Below are 13,914 nucleotides of genomic sequence, written 5' to 3'. Positions count from 1 at the left end.
GTCACACTGAATCAAGGAATCCGAGCATGGACGCTGCTACCGCCAACGTGAGCGCCGCCGCCGAAGGCCGCGCCACTCCCCCCTCCAAACCTTACGATCCCGCCTACGACCCCCTGGTCTCCGCAACGCCCGGCCAGGGCCGCGAGTACGCACCGACCTACTGGATCGGCACCGCCGGCGAGCCGCCCGCGGACGATGGTCCGATCACCCATGACATCGATGTAGACGTCGCCATCATCGGCTCCGGCTTCACGGGCCTGACGACCGCCATCTTCCTGGCGCAGGAATACGGCATCAAGGCGACCGTGCTGGAAGCCAACCGCACGGCATGGGGCTGCAGCGTACGCAACGGCGGACAGGCGCAGTGCGCCTCCGGCCGGCTGAAGCGCTCGCAGTGGATCACCCGCTACGGTCTTGAAGCGGCCCTCGGCCTGCACCGCGAATGTGTGGACGGCATGGAGAACTTCAAGGAGCTGATCAAGGACATCGACTGCGATCCTCAACCCGGCGGTCACCTGTATGTTGCGCACCGCGAACGCATCATGCCGACGCTGGAGAAGGAAGCAAAGCTGCTGCGCGACGTGTTCAAGTACGACGCGCGCATCCTGGATGCCGACACCGTCAAGCGCGAGTGGGTTGGCGACGAGGAAGCCTGCGGTGCGATGCACGAACCCGAAGGCATCGGCATTCACGCCGGCAAGCTTGCCTTCGGTTACGTGAAAAAGGCACGTGCACTGGGCGCAACCATTCATCCCGCGAGCCCCGTACAGGGCTGGGAAACACGCAACGGCGTGCATTACCTGAAGACCCCCGGCGGCATTGTGCGTGCCCGCGCTGTAGGCGTGTGCACCGGTGGCTATACTTCGAACAGCCTGCACCCCGAGCTGAAAAACCGTCTGCTGCCGATTCTGTCGAACTCCATCGTCACCCGGCCGCTGACCGCACAGGAAATCGAAGCGTGTGGCCTGCGCACGCACCAGGTCATTACCGATACGCGCGTACTGCGTCACTACTACCGCCTGATGCCGGACAACCGGCTGCAGATCGGCAGCCGCAGCGCGATTACCGGCAACGACGCACCGCAGAAGCAGTATGAGCAACGCCTGATCGAAGACATGTGGCGCAAGTTTCCGGCGCTCAAGGGTGTTCAGATCGACTACTCGTGGTGGGGCTGGGTGGATGTGAGTCACGACATGATGCCGCGCATCCACCAACCCGATCCGAAGGAAACGATCTATTACTCCCTCGGCTACGGCGGCAACGGCGTGATGTATTCGGCCCAGGCAGGGCGTCGCCTGGCACAGTGGATCGCCGGCAAGGGGAACGAACTGACATTGCCGATCTTCACCTCGAGGCTGCCGTTCCCGAACATCCGCGAGATGGTGGTTTCGGAGGCCTTTGCCCCGTTCCGCCGCTTCGGCCAGCGCTTCCTCTACCGCTGGTACGCCTACAACGACGAACGCCCCTGATTCATCCGCTGGCCTTCCGGCGAGCCGGAAGGCCCCCGCCCACCCCACTCATGGAGCGCAGGACCTCATAACAAGGGAATCCGCAGCAGGTACGCGAAAAGCGACCAGGGGTTTCCATCCCGAGCAGCAACACAGCCCTGTCCGAAACATCGGACCAGTCAGACAAAGTTGGAGCCAACCATGAACATCAAGAAAACCGTACTGATCTCGTTCCTTACCGCCGGCCTGATCGCCGGATCGCAAGGTGCCTTCGCAGCCAATTTCAAGATGGCGCTGGGTGATGCTGCTGGTGGTACGCAGTGGGAACTGGGCCAGACCTTCAAGACCCTCTTCGAACAGAAGACCGGCGGAAAGCACAAGGTCGACCTCTTCCCCAACGGCCAGCTGGGTGACGAACAGAACACGGTCAACAACGCCGCGCTCGGCACGCTGGACTTCTCGGTACTGGCCGTCAACAACGTCACCCCGTTCTCGCCCTCGGTGGGCGTGCTGACCCTTCCCTACGTCATCCAGAGCGCAGAAGAAGCCAAGAAGCTCACTCAGGGCGATGTGGGCAAGGAGCTTACTGAAAACACCATCCGCGACGCAGGCGTCCGCATCGTCGGCTGGGCTTATTCAGGCTTCCGCGTACTGACCAACTCGAAGAAGCCGGTAACCACCGTGGCCGACCTCAAGGGTCTGGTTGTTCGCGTACCGAAGAATGAGATCATGATCGCCACCTATCAGTCCTGGGGCATCAACCCGACACCGATGGCCTGGTCCGAAACCTTCACCGCGTTGCAGCAGCGCGTCGTCGATGGTCAGGACAACCCCTACATCACCGTCTCGGCGATGAAGTTCAACGAAGTGCAGAAATACGTCACCAACATCCGCTACATCTTCTCGCTCGAGCCGCTGATCGTCAGCGAGTCCGTTTTCCAGGATCAGAAACCTGACGTACAGAAGGCCATCCTCGAAGCCGGTCGTGAAGCCACCGAGCACAGCTACAAGTACCTGCTCGAGACCGAAGATAAGATCAAGAAGGATCTCGCCGCCAAGGGCATGCAGATCAGCGACGCTGCCAACGGTGAAAAGGAGTTCATTCAAAAGGCCACCACCACGGTGTGGCCGAAGTTCTACGACAGCATCGGCGGCAAGGACAAGCTCGACAAGGTCCTGAAGTCGCTCGGCCGCTGAGTCCCGGACTGCCGGCGCGTCAATGCGCCGGCAGTGTTCTTCCCGAGGTGCGCCCCTTTCTGCACCTGCCCCTGATCGATATGCCGAACGACGCTGCTGCACTGCCCGCTCACGGCCCGATCACTGCTTTTGCACTTCTGATTCCGCGGAGCCTGCCATGTCCATCAAAAACGTCGCTCTGAAGCTCGTTGGAAATATCGAGGAGTACCTGGCGGAAGCGCTGCTTGCCTGCTTCGTGGTGCTGCTGTTCGTACAGATCCTGTTGCGCCAGTTCTTCCAGTATTCGCTGCCCTGGGGTGAAGAGCTCGCAACCTACATGTTCGTCTGGTTCGCCTACCTCGGTGCAACCGTGGCGGCAAAGATGTCGGCCCACAACCGCGTCACCTTCCAGTTCAAGTTCTTTCCGCCCATCGTGCGCAAGGTCTGCATGGCCCTGTCGGACGTGCTGTGGGTGTGCTTCAACATGTACTTCGTGTACCTGAGCTACGACTTCGTGTTCAACCGCATGAACCTGTTCTGGAAGTCGCAGACCCTCGGGCTGCCGATGAAGTACTTCTACATGATCCTGCCGATCGCCTTCACGCTGATGTCGATCCGCATTCTGTGGAACCTCTACCTCACCCTGTTCAAGGGCGTGGAACTGATGGACCCGGAAGCCGAAGAGATCGAAAAGCTCAAGAAAACCGCAGCCACACAACAATAATCACGGCCACCCGCAGAGAGAACACACATGGACGCCTATATCGTAGAAATCCTGTTCGGCGGATTCTTCCTCATGCTGTTGCTTGGGGCGCCGATCACCATTGCACTGGGTGGCGCGGCACTCGCCACCTTCATGGCGGTAGAGAAGAACCCGATCGCCTTCGTGCAGATCGCCTTCACCTCGGTGGGCAGCTTCCCGCTGATGGCCCTGCCCGCCTTCGTGCTCGCGGGCGCGTTGATGGAAGCCGCCGGTATCTCGCGCCGGCTGGTTGATATCGCCGAAACCCTTGCCGGCCCGATCACCGGCGGCCTCGGAGCCGCCACCGTTCTGGCCTGCCTGTTCTTCGGTGCCATCTCCGGCTCCGGCCCGGCTACCACGGCGGCCGTCGGCATGCTGATGATCCCGGCCATGACCAAGCGCAACTACGACCGCAGCTACGCCTCGGCCGTCACTGCCGCCTCGGGTGGTCTTGGCATCATCATTCCGCCCTCCATCCCCATGGTGATTTTCGGCATCTCGGCCATGGGCCTGATGCCACCGCCAGACGCCGTCGCCAAGTACGGTGAATTCGCGTCGGTGTCGATTCCGAAGCTGTTCGTTGCCGGTGTTGTTCCAGGCATCGTGATGGCGGGCAGCCTGGTGGTGATCAACTACTTCATCTCGAAAAAGCACGGTTACGTTGGTCTCACCGAGAAGTGGTCCTTCTCCGATATTCGCAGCTCGCTGCGCAGGGGCGTGTGGTCCATTCTGGCGCCAGTGATCATTCTCGGCGGCATCTACGCCGGCCTGTTCACCCCGACAGAATCGGCCATCGTGGCGATCTTCTACACGCTCTTTGTCGGCATTTTCCTGCACCGTGAGCTGAAGTTCGCGTCCTTGCTCAACTCGCTGCGCACCACGACCTGGATCACCGGCCGCGTGCTGCTGATCCTCTTCACCGCGACCGTGTTCGGCCGCCTGCTGGTGGAGCAGCGCATCCCGGCAACCATCGCGGACTCGATGCTCAGCCTGACCGACAACATCTACCTCATCTGGTCGATGATCATCGTGTTCCTGCTCTTCGTCGGCATGTTCATGGAGACCCTGGCGGCCATCATGATTCTCGTGCCGGTGCTGCTGCCGGTGATGTACACCCTCGGCATGGACCCCACCCACGTCGGCATCGTCATCATCTGCACGCTGTCGGTCGGCTTCATGACCCCACCGCTGGGCGAGAACCTGTTCGTGGCCTCGGGCATCGGCGGATCAAGCATCGAAGCGATCGTCGCCCGCATCCATCCATTCGTGATCGTGTCGACCATTTCGATCTTCCTTATCGCCTTCTTCCCGCAAATCTCCCTGTGGCTGCCTTCGATGGTCGGCTACTGAACGTGAATCCCGGCCGGTGCATCGACGCCGGCCGGACACCTAACGGCATTTGTTGCGCATAAAGCCATCAACGGAGACTCATCATGTCGCTGAACCAAGGCCCCGTCTACGCAATCGCGCTGGCCACCCTGATCGGGGTCGGCCAGCCCACTGCATCAGTCGCAGCGCAGCCTGCTGCAGTCACGAGCGCCGAAACCCCTGCCGGCGTTTACGGCAACCCTCAGGCCGAACGCGCCAACGCACTGCTCGAACGCGCGGTGGAACATGTACGCAAGAACGGCGTGATGGGGGTGGACGCCTTCAGTCGCGAGGCTGAATTCATCGATCGTGACCTCTACGTGTACGCACTCGACATGAGCGGCCGCTTTCTCGCCAGTGGCGGCGCCTCTGCGGTGCTGATCGGGCAGAACGTGCTGACCGAGACCGATCTCGACGGTCGCCCCTTCTTCAGCGAGATGCTCGAGATGGCAAAGGCCAGCGATCACGGCCGCATCGAATACCACTGGTTCAACCCGGCCGACAGCAAGAGCGAACCCAAGCTGACCACGTTCCAACGCGTGGGCAACATTATCGTTGCGGTTGGCTACTACGCCCCGCGCGCCACGGCGGCTCAGGCCAGAAGCCTGCTGAAGCGTGCGATGAAGGCGATGATCGACGACGAAGCTGCCGCACTCACCGCATTCCAGCACTTCAAGGGCCCCTTCGTGCGCGACGACCTGTACGTGGTCGTGGTGGATATCGCCTCTGGCAAGGTTCTGGCCCACGGCGCCAACCCAGCCTTGGTCGGCACCGACGCCAACGCGCAGAAGTCACCGGACGGTGTCGAGATCGGGCGCGAAATGCTGGCGCTGGCGCGCAAGGACGGCAAGGGCGAGTACGAATACAACTGGCGCAACCCCCTGACCGGCCGTCTGGAAAAGAAGCACAGTTACTTCAGCACTCAGAACGGGCGCCTGATCGGTGTGGGGTATTTCTCGCGCTGAGTTCAAGCACGGCAAGGTGACCGGATGACGGGCAAGGTGCGCGCATCCGGTTTCCTTTTTTCGCAGACCTGCTGTGCGCCCATTCCCACCAGCAACGGGATCAGGCACTGAAGATCCGGCTCGTCGGCAGGCCCGGAGGGCCAGCGTGCCAGCTGGTCAGGCCTGGTCCAGCTTTTTCCGCCATGCATCGAAATCGTCGCGCTGGATGTAGGTCTCCAGCCGGTTGATGTTTCCCGGCAGCTGCCGCCCTTCCCACTGTTCCGTTGCCCACCGCTTTATGTTGGCGTGCAGGTCGCCATGCTGAATGGCCGCTGCCAGCAACACTTCGGCATCGTGCTCGGCCAATGAGCCAGCGCTCATCTCGTGCGCCGCCTCCAGCAGGCTCAAGACGTTCGATCCGGATTCATGCTTGATCATGCGAGTCTCCTCGGTCTTGTTCTGTTTTCAACCCGGTGAGTGCTTGCCCGCATCGCTGACGCAGCCAGACTCAGACCAGAAAAAGCGGGCAACTGCGCCCTCGCCTTCCCTCGCCAGTGTGCCTCAGCCTGTGCCGGGGAGATACAGGCCTCGGGATGCGCGACACAGGCAGGCACTGAAACAGCCGTGGCTTGCGTGGCGGGCATTCGTCCGGCCCGGAACCCACTGGCGCTGCATCCGACGCCAGCCCTTCATCAAAACGGACATAGAATACGGGCTTGAGTAAATGCCCAGCGGAGCACACGCATGACTTACAAGGTTTTCATCGACGGTCGTCACGGCACCACCGGTCTCAAGATCGACGAGCGCCTCTCCGGCCGCGACGAAATCGAAATCCTGACCATCCCCGAAGACAAGCGCAAGGACCCGGCCGTCAAGGCCGAGTTCGTCAATTCGGCCGACGTCGTCTTCCTGTGCCTGCCCGATGCGGCATCGAAGGAATCGGTTTCGCTGCTCGCCCCGGGCAACACCCGCACCCGCTTCCTCGACGCCAGCACCGCCCACCGGACCAACCCTGACTGGGTCTACGGCCTGCCCGAACTCAATCCGGGGCAGCGCGAACGCGTTAAGAATGCACAGAAGGTCGCCGTGCCGGGCTGCCATGCCAGCGGTTTCATCATGCTGATGCACCCGCTCGTCGCCGCCGGGATCGTGCCCGCCGACTACCCGGCCAGCACCTACTCCATCACTGGCTACAGCGGTGGCGGCAAGGAGATGATTGCCAGCTACGAAGAAGCCGGCGAACTCGGCGACAACATGAAGAGCCCGCGCTTCTACGCGCTGGGCCTCGCCCACAAGCATCTGCCCGAAATGCAGACGCTCACCGGCCTCGCCAACAAGCCGCTGTTCACCCCCATCGTCGGCAACTTTGCCCAGGGCATGGTGGTGGCTGTGCCGCTGCTGCCGCGCCTGCTCAAGCAGAAGGTGTCCGCAGCCGACATCCAGCGCTTCTTCGCCGAGTACTACGCCGGCGAGACCTTCATCAAGGTCATGCCGTCGGACCCGGCGCCGATGCTGGACAACGGCTTTCTGCCCGCGACCACCTGCAACGACACCAACCGTGCCGAGATCTTCGCCTTCGGTCACGAAGACCAGATCCTCGTCGCTGCGCGTTTCGACAACCTCGGCAAGGGCGCCTCGGGTGCTGCCATCCAGTGCATGAACATCATGCTTGGACTGGACGAGACGGCCGGGCTGGCGGTTTGAGCGATCGCATCAGGGTCGATACCCCCTGACGCTCGGAGGCTGGCGGGTTCAAACTCACCCGCCAGCCCGCGCGCCGAGCCGGACTCGTCATTTCGTAAGCATCAAACCACCAGGATCAGGACAAGCATCAGGCTTGCGGCGGAGAGCAAGGTCTGCAGGGTGATGATGCCGGCCATCAGATGGCTGTCGCCGCCCAGCTGGCGGGTCAGCACATATGCGGTTGGTGCCGTCGGCAAGGCGAAGAAGAGCACCAGGATTGAACGCTCGATGGCTGGCAGTCCCACGATGACGGCACAGCCGAACGCGATCGCCGGGACCAGCAGGAGCCGGGTCAGACTGTTCGTGACAAGGGCGCCCACCTCGCCATGGAGCTCGCCCGGCTTCAGAGCGGCACCGACACAGAGCAGGCCCAGCGGCAGACTGCTTCCGGCCAGCAGCGCCAGCAGCCGGTCCGTACCCCACTTGATCTCGACGCCGGACTGATTGACCAGCGCCCCCGCGAGGCAGGCGAGGATGAGCGGATTCTTCACGATCGGGAGCAGCAGCGCCTTGAGGCTGGTATCCCTGCCCGCAGACAGGGCAAGTACCGCCATCACGTTAACGATCGGCACGAGAAGCGCCAGCATCACCGCCGCCAGCAGCAGGCCTTCCTTGCCGAAAAAGCCACCTATCGCGGCCAACCCGAGATAGGTGTTGAAGCGCAGCGTGCCCTGCAGCATCACACCGAATCGTGCCGCAGGCCAGGCATGAACCCGGCGCGCGACCAGCAGTCCGGCACTGCACACGGCCAATGCAAGCACGACTGCGGTGAGCAGGCGTGGCAAAGCGGGGTCATTCAAGGGCGCGGTGGCCAGACTCTTGAACAACAACGCAGGGAACAGAATGAAGTAATTGAAGCGCTCCGCGCCGGGCCAGAAGGCCTGCCCCGGAAACCCGCGCTTCTGCATGTAATACCCTGCGACGATCAGTACGAAGAGCGGCCACAAGGACTCCAGCACTTCGATCATCGCGCACGCTCCGGCGTACCTGCCCGCATCCCCCACGGGCTGCATGCCGCAGCCACTTCGCGAGCATCCTGCAGGCAACGCACACTGCCTGCCGCCATGGCGACGTCAGGCACCCAGCGGCGAAGCATGTGCGCAACCCCAGTCGCCACGCTTGTCATCAACACGCCTTGCAACATCCATTCTCCCTGCACGATCCCGCGTACGCCGCACTCGCTTGCGCGCTGCCAGCATAACGGAGCCCGCGACCTGATGATCGAATCGCCGAACAGGGGGTCCGCCCGCAGGGACATGAGCGCGCCGCGCTACTGGCCCTTGCACCCCGACCCGGCACAATGCATGCCGGCCTCAAGGCCAGACATTCCCAGGCGGACGGCACTGTCTCGGCCTCGAAAACTGCAGCTTGACGCCCTCTGACGTCCTTTGTAGCGTACGCGCACCGACCCCAGGACAACAAACATGAAGAATAAATACAGTGCGCGCCCTCTCATCCTGATTTCAGCCCTGCTCATGGCCACCACCGCAGCGGAGGCCAGACATCCGTGGGTCACCGACAACCCGCGCCTCGACAAGAACGCATGGTTCTCCAATCTCGAATCAGGCGCCGAGGTGCAATCGCCCTTTGTCGCAAAGTTCGGGCTCACCGGCATCGGCATCGCGTCAATCAAGAAACCCGTGGCAAGCACCGGACACCACCATCTGCTGATCGACCGCGGGCTCCCCCTCAACTTTACCGAGCCGCTGCCCTTCAACGACCAGTACATCCACTTCGGCAAGGGCCAGATGGAAGCCATCCTCGACCTGCCGCCGGGCAAGCACAGCCTGCGCCTGGTGTTTGCCGATCACAGACACATCCCCAACTTCGTCTATAGCGACGAACTCGTCGTGAACGTCACTGGCAGCAGTGGAAAGACCATCGATTCGCTCAAGCGCACGGAAATCAGCCTGCTGTCGCCCCGCAGCGCCAGCAGAATCAGCCCGCCCTTTGCTGTCGCCATGCATGCGGCCGGCTACAACGTCTCGCACACCGAGATCACCGAACCCGACACCGGGCACTTCCGGCTGCGTCTCGCCCCGGCGAAAGGCGACGAAGTCGTCATCGATCTGACCGGTGGCGAAACCGAAGTCTGGCTCAACCCGCCTGCAGGCAGCTACAGCGCATCGCTCGAGATGTTGAGCAACAGCGCGCCGGGAACAGTGATGGCGAAGACGGCGCCCGTCCGCTTCGAGGTGAAGCCGCGCTGAACCCCGGCCACGCAACGCCCGGTCAGATCCGAGCGACAGCGTCCGGCAATCACCCGAGATGCAGGCAGATCGCGACAAGCTGCCTGCATCGAAATCCGACGCAAGCAAGGACCTCGATTAGAATCCACCTCTTTCCCGACCGGACCGCCTGCCCCCCGACGTGAGACTCCTGCTGATTGAAGACGACCCGATGATTGGTGCCGGCGTGCAGCAGGCGCTGCGGCAGGACGGCTATGCGGTGGACTGGGTGCGCGATGGCGTCGCTGCAGAACTGGCAGTGCAGGACAATCCCTACGAGCTGTTATTGCTCGATCTGGGGCTGCCGCGCCGGGGAGGCATCGAACTGCTGCAGAACCTGCGTGCAGCCGGCAATACGCTGCCGGTGCTGGTCATGACGGCACGCGACGCGGTTGCTGACCGCATCCGCGGCCTCGACGCGGGTGCCGACGACTATCTCGTCAAACCCTTCGATCTCGATGAACTCGGGGCCCGCGTGCGGGCATTGCTGCGACGCCAGCGCGGACAGGCCGCGCCGCTGATCGTCCACGGCGAGCTGACGCTCGACCCGGCCACGCATGAAGTCAGACTTGACGGCGAGGTTGTGCGTCTGTCGGCACGGGAGTACGCATTGCTGCGGGCACTGCTCGAACAGCCTGGCAAACCGCTGTCGCGGGCACAACTCGAAGAGCGGGTCTACGGCTGGGAAGAGGAAGTGGAAAGCAACGCGATCGAGGTTCATATCCACGGCCTGCGGCGCAAACTCGGTGCCGACTGGGTACGCAATCTGCGCGGTGTCGGCTACTACCTGCAGGAGCGGACATGAACTCATTGCGTCGCACCCTGCTGGTCTCGCTGCTGAGCGCCATCGCCGTGGTGTTCGCAATCGCCGGCTATGCGACCTACCGCACCGCGCGGGGCGAAGTCGACGAACTGATGGATTACCATTTGCGCCAGTTCGCGCTGTCACTGCGCGACCAGCATTTCGGCCAGCAACCCCCTCCGCCACCACCGATGGAATCGCCTGAAGAATCATTCGATTTCGTCATCCAGATCTGGGACGCCCAGGGTGTGCGGCTCTACCTCTCGCGACCGCACAGCGTACTCCCGGCGCTCGCGCGCTTCGGCTACAACACGGTCGACACCACCGAAGGCAAATGGCGGGTGTTCTCCATTCCGTTGCAGAACCAGGTCATCCAGATTGCACAGCCGATGTCGGTGCGAAGCCGGATGGCGGCCGACGCGGCGCTGCGCACACTGATTCCGCTCCTTGTCCTGATTCCCCTGCTCGGCGCCCTGATCTGGTACCTGGTCGGACGCGGCCTGCGTCCGCTGGAGCAGCTCGCACGCGAGGTCGGCACCCGACGCGCCGACTCTCTCTCCGCCCTCCCCGCCGCCGAGGTGCCGGAAGAAGCGCGGCCGCTGGTGCTTGCACTCAACGACCTCCTGCACCGGCTCGATCAGGCCATGAGCGCACAACGCGCGTTTGTAGCCGATGCCGCACACGAACTGCGCACGCCGCTCGCTGCGCTGCAGATCCAGCTTCAGCTCACCGAACGCGCAAGCGACGACGCCACGCGTCAGGCTGCGCTCGGAGAGCTGCGTGCCGGTCTGCAGCGTGCCACGCACCTGGTACAGCAACTGCTGACGCTGGCCCGCCAGGAACCCGGCGCCGACGCGAGCGCAAAGTTCGTTCCGGTCGTGCTCGCCGACATCGCGCGCCAAGGCCTCACCGACCATGCTTCGCTCGCAGACGCACGCCAGATCGACCTCGGTGCGGACACGCTCGACGAGGCCGCCGTGGTTCAGGCCGACCCGGCCGCCCTCCGCACCCTGGTCGGCAACCTGATCGACAACGCGATTCGCTACACCCCGGCCGGCGGGCGGGTGGACGTCACGGTGTTTACCGACCCCACGACCCCGGCCTCGCACTGGCTGTGCGTCAGCGACAACGGCCCCGGCATTCCGCCCGAAGAGCGTGATCGCGTGCTGGACCGCTTCTATCGCCGTGCCGAAGTGGAGCAAAGCGGCAGCGGCCTGGGGCTTGCCATCGTTCGCAGCATCGCCGAGCGCCATGGCGCGAGTCTCGTGCTCGACACCTCGCCCCACGGCGGGCTCAGGGTCGGTCTGTGCTTCCCCGCCGAGCGACAAGCGCAAGTGTCTTAAGTCTGGTTTAAGTCGACGCACCTTAGATTGCAGCTGTCGCGGGTTGTGAAGCCCGCATCGGTTAAAGGAGCCCGACATGAAAACCAAGGTCATCCAGCTTTCCGGCGTTGCAGTCGCCGTCGCGGCACTTGCCATTGGCGGATACAACTTCGCCAACCATTCCGTCGGCAGCGCGCACGCGGCCCCCGCATCCATCGTCGCTTCGGCCTCGTCTTCGTCCAGCCCGCCTGCCACGCTGACGCTGCCCGACTTCCAGTCCATCGCAGAGCGCTACGGTCCCGCAGTCGTCAACATCAGTGTCGAGGGCACGGTGAAGACCTCCGCGCGCGGACAGTCGCCCTTCGAAGGGATGAGCCCGAACGATCCCTTCTACGAATTCTTCCGCCGTTTCGGCCCCCAGATCCAGATACCCGACGGCGAGCAGATCACCCACGGCATGGGCTCGGGCTTCATCGTCAGCGCCGACGGCGTCATCCTCACCAATGCACACGTGGTCGCCGACGCCACCCAGGTGACGGTCAAGCTGATGGACAAGCGCGAGTTCACCGCCAAGGTGATCGGCATCGACAGACCCACCGACATCGCCGTGCTGCGCATCGACGCCAGGGATCTGCCCACGGTACCGCTCGGCGATCCGAGCCAGACCCGGGTCGGTGAATGGGTGCTGGCCATCGGCGCGCCTTTCGGCTTCGAGAACAGTGTGACCGCAGGCATCGTCTCGGCAAAGTCGCGCTCGCTGCCCGACGAAGGCTACGTCCCGTTCATCCAGACCGACGTTGCGATCAACCCGGGCAACTCCGGTGGTCCGCTGCTCAACCTCAAGGGCGAGGTCATCGGCATCAACTCGCAGATCTACAGCCGCTCCGGTGGCTATCAGGGTCTGTCGTTCGCGATTCCGATCAATGTCGCCGCGCAGGTCCGGGATCAGCTCGTGACACATGGCAAGGTCACCCGCGGCCGGCTGGGTGTCTCCGTCCAGGATCTGAACCAGGCACTGGCGAACTCGTTCGGACTGGAAACCGCGCATGGTGCGCTGGTGAGCCGGGTGGACACCGACGGCCCTGCTGCCAAGGCAGGCATCGAGCCCGGCGACATCATTATCGGGCTCAACGGCGAGCGTGTTGAAAGCTCGGCTGAACTGCCACCCAAGGTTGCAGCCATCGCGCCGGGGGAATCCGTGAAGGTGGAGATCTGGCGTCAGGGCAAGCGCCGCGAACTGACGGCGACCGTGGGCGAACTGATGTCCGCACAGCTTGCCGCAACCGACGGTCAGAATACGGACCAGGGACGTCTCGGCGTGGCGGTCCGTCCGCTCAGCCCCGAAGAACAGAAGCAGATCGAAACCAGTTCCGGCCTGCTCGTACTCGACTCCACCGGACCCGCAGCCCATGCCGGCATTCAGCGTGGCGATGTCATCCTCGCCGTAAACGGGAAGCCCGTGATCAGCGTCGAAGGCCTGCGCAAGGACCTCGCCGCCCTTGGCAAGCATGCGGCAATCCTCATCCAGCGCGAGGATGCGCGGATCTTCATTCCCATCGAACTCGGCTGAACCTCGACTACCCCAGACGGCTGCAGGGAGCGCCTGCAGCCAAACTTACCGGAGAGACGCATGAGAAACAGACACCGTATTTCGCGCCGTGTGCTGCGGCATTTCCTTCAACTGGCGGCGGCGACCTTCGCCATCGGCGCCAATGTTGCACCTGCCAGCGCGGGCAGCGACAACGCAAGGCTTGCTGCCGACCGGCAGGAAGACAACAAGTACGCCCACAACGTGGCTGCAGGCGGTCAGTCGGATGCCTATCCGCTGAGCTTCGCACTTCCCGCGCCGTCCGCGGCGCCGATTGCAGGGCAGACCAGAGCGGACGTCCGCGTGCTTGACCGCGACGGCCGCAAGCTCGTCCAGATCGCGCTCGACGCCGACAGCATGATTGGCCCCTTCGACCACGGCGCATACACGGTGCTGATCAAGGCCAACGGTCTGACCGAGGTCCATCGCGTTCGCATCGGCACTGACACCCTGCCCTATCTTCATTTCACCGAGAACGTCTGAGGCTGCGCCGGGGCGACCGCCGTCACGCGCCGCGGCCACCCGGAACGAGCCTGAGCGTGCGCGAGGGAAG

General features: G+C 63.2%; 13 protein-coding genes. 11 read left to right on the top strand and 2 right to left on the bottom strand.

Features of this window, described 5'->3' with window-relative positions; genetic code table 11:
* Positions 1-26 precede the first annotated feature (26 nt).
* The 5 genes from CEW83_RS03195 to CEW83_RS03175 all read left to right on the top strand — a co-directional run bounded on the left by CEW83_RS03195 (position 27) and on the right by CEW83_RS03175 (position 5,699).
* Complete coding sequence (locus CEW83_RS03195; protein WP_108948057.1) at positions 27-1,469, top strand: NAD(P)/FAD-dependent oxidoreductase; 1,443 nt, start codon at positions 27-29, stop codon at positions 1,467-1,469.
* Between the two features lie 180 nt (positions 1,470-1,649).
* Positions 1,650-2,645, top strand: coding sequence for a TRAP transporter substrate-binding protein (locus CEW83_RS03190; RefSeq protein WP_108948056.1), 996 nt, complete (start codon positions 1,650-1,652; stop codon positions 2,643-2,645).
* Between the two features lie 157 nt (positions 2,646-2,802).
* On the top strand, positions 2,803-3,348 hold the full coding sequence (locus CEW83_RS03185) for a TRAP transporter small permease (RefSeq protein ID WP_108948055.1): 546 nt from the start codon (positions 2,803-2,805) through the stop codon (positions 3,346-3,348).
* A gap of 27 nt (positions 3,349-3,375) precedes the next feature.
* Entirely contained in the window at positions 3,376-4,716 is a 1,341-nt protein-coding gene (locus tag CEW83_RS03180) for a TRAP transporter large permease (RefSeq protein WP_108948054.1), read from the top strand.
* An 83-nt stretch (positions 4,717-4,799) separates the two neighbouring features.
* On the top strand, positions 4,800-5,699 hold the full coding sequence (locus CEW83_RS03175) for a cache domain-containing protein (protein WP_108948053.1): 900 nt from the start codon (positions 4,800-4,802) through the stop codon (positions 5,697-5,699).
* A gap of 156 nt (positions 5,700-5,855) precedes the next feature.
* Here CEW83_RS03175 and CEW83_RS03170 read toward each other — a convergent pair whose 3' ends face one another.
* Entirely contained in the window at positions 5,856-6,116 is a 261-nt protein-coding gene (locus tag CEW83_RS03170) for a hypothetical protein (protein ID WP_108948052.1), read from the bottom strand.
* A 306-nt stretch (positions 6,117-6,422) separates the two neighbouring features.
* Between CEW83_RS03170 and argC the strand changes: the two genes are divergently transcribed.
* Complete coding sequence (gene argC, locus CEW83_RS03165) at positions 6,423-7,382, top strand: N-acetyl-gamma-glutamyl-phosphate reductase (protein WP_108948051.1); 960 nt, start codon at positions 6,423-6,425, stop codon at positions 7,380-7,382.
* Between the two features lie 101 nt (positions 7,383-7,483).
* Here the strand turns inward: argC and CEW83_RS03160 are convergent, their stop codons facing one another.
* Positions 7,484-8,389, bottom strand: a complete 906-nt coding sequence (locus CEW83_RS03160; RefSeq protein ID WP_108948050.1) for an AEC family transporter — start codon at positions 8,387-8,389, stop codon at positions 7,484-7,486.
* 456 nt (positions 8,390-8,845) lie between these two features.
* On the opposite strand from CEW83_RS03160, the gene CEW83_RS03155 reads away from it, so the two are divergent.
* The 5 genes from CEW83_RS03155 to CEW83_RS03135 all read left to right on the top strand — a co-directional run bounded on the left by CEW83_RS03155 (position 8,846) and on the right by CEW83_RS03135 (position 13,844).
* Complete coding sequence (locus tag CEW83_RS03155; protein ID WP_108948049.1) at positions 8,846-9,631, top strand: DUF4399 domain-containing protein; 786 nt, start codon at positions 8,846-8,848, stop codon at positions 9,629-9,631.
* 160 nt (positions 9,632-9,791) lie between these two features.
* The gene (locus tag CEW83_RS03150) at positions 9,792-10,454 is read left to right on the top strand and encodes a response regulator (RefSeq protein WP_108948048.1); all 663 of its coding nucleotides are present in this window, start codon (positions 9,792-9,794) and stop codon (positions 10,452-10,454) included.
* The gene (locus CEW83_RS03145; protein WP_108948047.1) at positions 10,451-11,794 is read left to right on the top strand and encodes an ATP-binding protein; all 1,344 of its coding nucleotides are present in this window, start codon (positions 10,451-10,453) and stop codon (positions 11,792-11,794) included. The genes CEW83_RS03150 and CEW83_RS03145 overlap by 4 nt, the downstream gene beginning before the upstream one ends.
* Before the next feature lie 76 nt (positions 11,795-11,870).
* Positions 11,871-13,343 carry a DegQ family serine endoprotease gene (locus CEW83_RS03140; protein ID WP_108948046.1) on the top strand — a complete coding sequence of 491 codons (1,473 nt, stop codon included), beginning with the start codon at positions 11,871-11,873 and terminating at the stop codon, positions 13,341-13,343.
* Positions 13,344-13,403: 60 nt separating this feature from the next.
* Positions 13,404-13,844, top strand: coding sequence for a hypothetical protein (locus CEW83_RS03135; protein ID WP_159099373.1), 441 nt, complete (start codon positions 13,404-13,406; stop codon positions 13,842-13,844).
* Positions 13,845-13,914: the final 70 nt, after the last annotated feature.

The organism is Parazoarcus communis (assembly GCF_003111645.1).
Classification (GTDB): domain Bacteria; phylum Pseudomonadota; class Gammaproteobacteria; order Burkholderiales; family Rhodocyclaceae; genus Parazoarcus; species Parazoarcus communis_A.
This window is presented reverse-complemented; position numbering and strand designations above follow the sequence as displayed.

What these genes read in the sequence shown, in the direction of transcription:
- CEW83_RS03190 (WP_108948056.1), top strand. Translation starts at nt 1,650, where the DNA reads ATGAACATCAAGAAAACCGTACTGATCTCGTTCCTTACCGCCGGCCTG.
- CEW83_RS03195 (WP_108948057.1), top strand. Translation starts at nt 27, where the DNA reads ATGGACGCTGCTACCGCCAACGTGAGCGCCGCCGCCGAAGGCCGCGCC.
- CEW83_RS03175 (WP_108948053.1), top strand. Translation starts at nt 4,800, where the DNA reads ATGTCGCTGAACCAAGGCCCCGTCTACGCAATCGCGCTGGCCACCCTG.
- argC (WP_108948051.1), top strand. Translation starts at nt 6,423, where the DNA reads ATGACTTACAAGGTTTTCATCGACGGTCGTCACGGCACCACCGGTCTC.
- CEW83_RS03170 (WP_108948052.1), bottom strand. Translation starts at nt 6,116, where the DNA reads ATGATCAAGCATGAATCCGGATCGAACGTCTTGAGCCTGCTGGAGGCG.
- CEW83_RS03160 (WP_108948050.1), bottom strand. Translation starts at nt 8,389, where the DNA reads ATGATCGAAGTGCTGGAGTCCTTGTGGCCGCTCTTCGTACTGATCGTC.
- CEW83_RS03140 (WP_108948046.1), top strand. Translation starts at nt 11,871, where the DNA reads ATGAAAACCAAGGTCATCCAGCTTTCCGGCGTTGCAGTCGCCGTCGCG.
- CEW83_RS03185 (WP_108948055.1), top strand. Translation starts at nt 2,803, where the DNA reads ATGTCCATCAAAAACGTCGCTCTGAAGCTCGTTGGAAATATCGAGGAG.
- CEW83_RS03145 (WP_108948047.1), top strand. Translation starts at nt 10,451, where the DNA reads ATGAACTCATTGCGTCGCACCCTGCTGGTCTCGCTGCTGAGCGCCATC.
- CEW83_RS03155 (WP_108948049.1), top strand. Translation starts at nt 8,846, where the DNA reads ATGAAGAATAAATACAGTGCGCGCCCTCTCATCCTGATTTCAGCCCTG.
- CEW83_RS03135 (WP_159099373.1), top strand. Translation starts at nt 13,404, where the DNA reads ATGAGAAACAGACACCGTATTTCGCGCCGTGTGCTGCGGCATTTCCTT.
- CEW83_RS03180 (WP_108948054.1), top strand. Translation starts at nt 3,376, where the DNA reads ATGGACGCCTATATCGTAGAAATCCTGTTCGGCGGATTCTTCCTCATG.